This window comes from Pseudomonas sp. NFACC37-1, assembly GCF_900101575.1.
Taxonomy (GTDB): domain Bacteria; phylum Pseudomonadota; class Gammaproteobacteria; order Pseudomonadales; family Pseudomonadaceae; genus Aquipseudomonas; species Aquipseudomonas fluorescens_AA.
In genome coordinates, this window is the sequence record NZ_FMUZ01000079.1 from 1 (window position 1) to 3,927 (window position 3,927).

General features: G+C 54.1%; 4 protein-coding genes. All 4 read right to left on the bottom strand.

All coding sequences use genetic code 11. From position 1 onward, the window contains the following. A partial coding sequence (locus BLP82_RS29865; protein WP_092177162.1) for a coiled-coil domain-containing protein occupies positions 1–2,516 on the bottom strand: 2,516 nt, incomplete at its 3' end. A 44-nt stretch (positions 2,517–2,560) separates the two neighbouring features. Continuing rightward, a complete protein-coding gene (locus BLP82_RS32255) occupies positions 2,561–2,962 on the bottom strand; it encodes a J517_1871 family lipoprotein (protein ID WP_371914159.1) in 402 nt (133 codons plus the stop codon). Positions 2,963–3,299: 337 nt separating this feature from the next. After that, complete coding sequence (locus BLP82_RS29875; protein WP_092177168.1) at positions 3,300–3,638, bottom strand: phage tail assembly chaperone family protein, TAC; 339 nt, start codon at positions 3,636–3,638, stop codon at positions 3,300–3,302. 10 nt (positions 3,639–3,648) lie between these two features. Continuing rightward, the coding region (locus BLP82_RS31100) for a phage tail tube protein (protein ID WP_305883189.1) at positions 3,649–3,927 on the bottom strand (279 nt) is incomplete at its 5' end.

Consider the following 3,927-nt stretch of genomic DNA (forward strand, 5'->3'; position numbering starts at 1 on the left):
AAAGCCTGGCCCATTGATTCGCCTTGCTGCTGGGCTTCCTGATCGCTCATTCCCTTCTGTGCCTGGACGGTGATCGGGGCGTTGATGCTGATTGATGCACCAGTGCCAAGCCCAGATCCGCTAGGCTGCGATTCATTGAGAAACTTCGTGAGATCTCTGTTTTGGTTAGGGTTCAAAACACGCTCACCGCCGTCAAGCAGCCAAGTCCCCTCTTTGGGAATGTTGTCTATGCCGTTGTGAGCCATACCTGCTATTGCGGTGGCAGACATTATTCCCACCGAGGCATAGCCCAAGCCGCGCACCGTAGCCGCCATCGGTGGGCCAGCGATGGGCCCCAGTTCAGCAAGAGCCCGGACAGCCGCTAATTCAGTGTTTATCACTGCCTGGGCGATGCTCGCCGCCTTCGAAGCGAGAAACATCACTTTATAAACAGTGGATGATTCGCCCCCGAGTTCCTTGAGCATGTCCGCGGCGTCGCCGGTCACGGTGGCAAATGTGCCTAGCGTTGCGGCGCGCCAAGACGCCTGAAGAGATTGCTGCTGTTCGTTGCTTCGCCGCATGATCTCGTAGACGTTATCAGCGTACTGTTGCTCATTGAGCAGCTTCTCATCGAGGTAATCTTTTTGCCGCTGAAGCTCATCCTCGCGCCATTTGTCCAGTTCGCCTTGGGCTGCGACAACTTTTACCAGCTCACCCGCCGGGCCGTTAACTGAAGCGTCGAGGCCGCCGAATTGCGGCGCCTCGGAGACAGTTGATGCACTGATTCGCTCGATCGATTTAGCGTATTCATCACCTGTTACCTTGGCCTCCTTCAGAATTTTGATCCTGTCGCGGAGCTGTGTATTTGCTTTTTCCGCAGGTGTCATCAACTCCACAACTAGAGACTTGTAGCTCTCAAGTGCCTTCGTTTGATCCTCGTATGCCGAGACCGCAGAAAGTGCAGCATCGGCCGAGGTCAACTGCGCCTGGGTGGCACCTTTCAGGGAAAGCTGCAGTAGCGCCGCCTCCTTGCTCGACAAACCGAGAAGCTTCGCCTGCATCTGCAACCCTTCAACTTCGGATTGGATCTGCTTGAATTTTTGCTGTGCCTCGGTGGCCGACTTGGTCGTTCCATCCAATGATGCTATCTGCTTATCGATATCAGCCAGAGCGCGCTTGTAACGCTCAATGTTGTCCGGATCCTTTGACATCGCGGCGACCAGCGCGGATCGATCACCCTGCAACTTGTCTAGTTTGTCATAAGAATCAAGAAGCTTGAGGGTTATACCCGAAGCACCTTTCCGACTTTCAGTGACCTTTTTTTCCTGCTCATTGAGCGTCGTTGTTGCGACAACGAGATCCTTCGTTTTCTTTTCCGACCAACCCATCTGCTCGGTGTATGCCTTATAGCTTGCCAGGCGCTGGTCGGAGGCTTGTTTAGCAGCGGCAAGGTCTTGCCCGAACAGATCGCCGACAGCCAGAGTCGGGTTGGTTATAAACTTGTTCAAGCTGCCATTGGTTGACTGATACGAAGCTAAGTTGTCGTTTAGCTCTTGCTCCTGAGCAACGCCAGCTAAATGCCTATCTTTATCTGTCCCGGTGATCTGCGCCTTCAATACTTGATACTGGTTTGCGAGATTCTTTAGATCGTCAGGCAACTTCGCCAACCCTAAAGCTGCGGCACCCGTCAGCTTTACGACCCAGCTTGCAAGATCCGACATATTCTGCTGGAACATTGGATCGGTGATTATGTCCCGAAGACCATCAAGCGAATCCTGCAATGGATCCAGATTCACGTTGGCAAGCCCGCTCACGAACTCATTGCGAAGCCCCTGGGCTTGAGCTTCGAGGTCTTTGATAACTTCGTTAGCCTTGACCAAATTGGCAATCTGGGCAGGGTCCATTGCGATTCCGAAATCGCTGGCTTGCTTCATAAACTTGTTGAGGCCCGCCGCACCGTTTTCCAGAAGCGGAAGCATGCGCGAGAGATCATTCCCCAAACTTTCAAGGATGTTAATTTTTTCGGATTGTGAGCCTACCTTTTTTAAGCCATCGGCAATCGCAAGCAACTGCTTATCTGGCGAAAGATCGGCTAGTTTTTCTGCTTCCAACCCCAGCTTCTTGAGTGCATCAATTGCCTCCCCACCGCCAGTTACAAGCGCGTCACCGATTTTGTCACCGATGTCCTTGAATATGTCGGCCATGTTGTCGCCGCTTAACCCGGCGCGTTCGGCGGCGTACTGCCATTGTTGAAGGACGCCGACACCAACGTTCAGGGACTTGGCCCATTTCTCCGTTTCGGCAGTGTTCTCGGCAGTGTTCTTCAGCATCAGCAACGATGCAGTTCCTACGCCAAGAGTCGCAGTCGTCACCGCAGCCAGCGCGGTACCTACCTTTTTACCGACCTCTTCGGCGCTCTTCTGGATCTCACCGAGACGTTTTTGTGAGACGCGCCCAGCCTTGTCCATGCCCTGTTCAAATCCACCTATCCTGGCGATCAAATCCAGCGTCAAAGTGCCAAGCGATCGGGTTGCCATACAATTCTCCAGGCGAAAAAAAACCCGCCTGGGCGGGTCTAGCGTTACATGCGCGTCGTGCAGTACGGATCGGCACTGGTTAGTCCAGGATCTCCGCGAAACGTGACATCCCTGGAGCCTGAGTAAGGAGCCCGTCCGATCAAAGCATCCCCAGCGCGCCGCACAGCCATACGAGTTCCGTCTTGGAACAGCAGCGAGCCGGATGAGTACTTCAATCTGCCCACCACCCGCTTGTCATTCCAAACCGAACAGCTTTTCCCAGTGCCATCGGATTCAAGCTTTAAGGTTAAAAGATAAGGCCCGCTAGAGCCTGTCCATAAACCAACGCTGTCTGCTGGAGGCGCTGTCGGAGATACCGACCCAAAGTCGTTGTTCAGGATATCAGTTGTCCCGAACGAGCATCCCCCAAGCAGTGTCATTCCAAGCGCAAGCAACACAGTTCTCATCTATCAAAACTCCTGTTCTGTAGACCCTATCATCTGCGCCACGAACATGACGGTCAAACCCAGCTTTCCATTGCCTGCTCCAATGTCACCACCGGTGGCGGCTCGTGCGGCATAAACGTACTAAGTTCTTGTTTCCCGCCGGCAGCCAAATGAACCTGACGAGCCACGATTGCGCCCGCCAGTTCCAGCCTGTACCCAACATTGAATGAACCGTACCGATCCCTATATCTCACCCAAGCCATCGCTTCTGAGAACGACATATTGGCCTTGGCTTCTTCGATTGTGCGCCCTCCGACTCCACTCAGCACAAGTTCGTGCCAAAACTCATCGGAGGGTTTTAGTTTTTTGGGCTGCTGTTGACCTCGTTCACTGCTGCAAGGAACAAAAATCCGAGGTCATTGGAAAGGGCGAACGCATTTTCATAGGTCAACTGCTCCTCGCCCTTATCTCCCAGCAGAACGCAGGCCGCTATGTATTTTGCATTTCGGCTGCTCTGGTCGTCTGCCGGAGCAAACAAAGACTCGATCACTCCGAAAGACTGCCGTCGAACATGAATGAAAAACTTATCAGTGACCGTTTTCCCCGTGTCCGGATTCTTATGCTTCCAGACTATTTCCTTTTTCACCAGGCCGTCGGCCACGATGCCGCCGGCTCTTTTCAGCTCCTCAAGATTCATCGTTGACCCCTTACGCGGTTACTTTGCGAATCCAGGCGGAACCGCCCGAACGCTGGATAGTGGCGGCGGTGCTCACCACGGCGTTGGCCGCGAAGTCGAACGGGAAGTCAGAGACGTACCCGTCGAAAACAAACCAGGTTCGGGTGTTTGGCAGGCTGAGCCCGCCATCGCCAAGCTCAGCAGTGGCCGCTGCTCCGGTACCGGCGCCGCCGGTAAAGGCAACAGTAGGAACTGAGGTATAACCGGACCCTGGGTTGGTAATCGTAATGCCGGTCACTGCGCCGCCCGA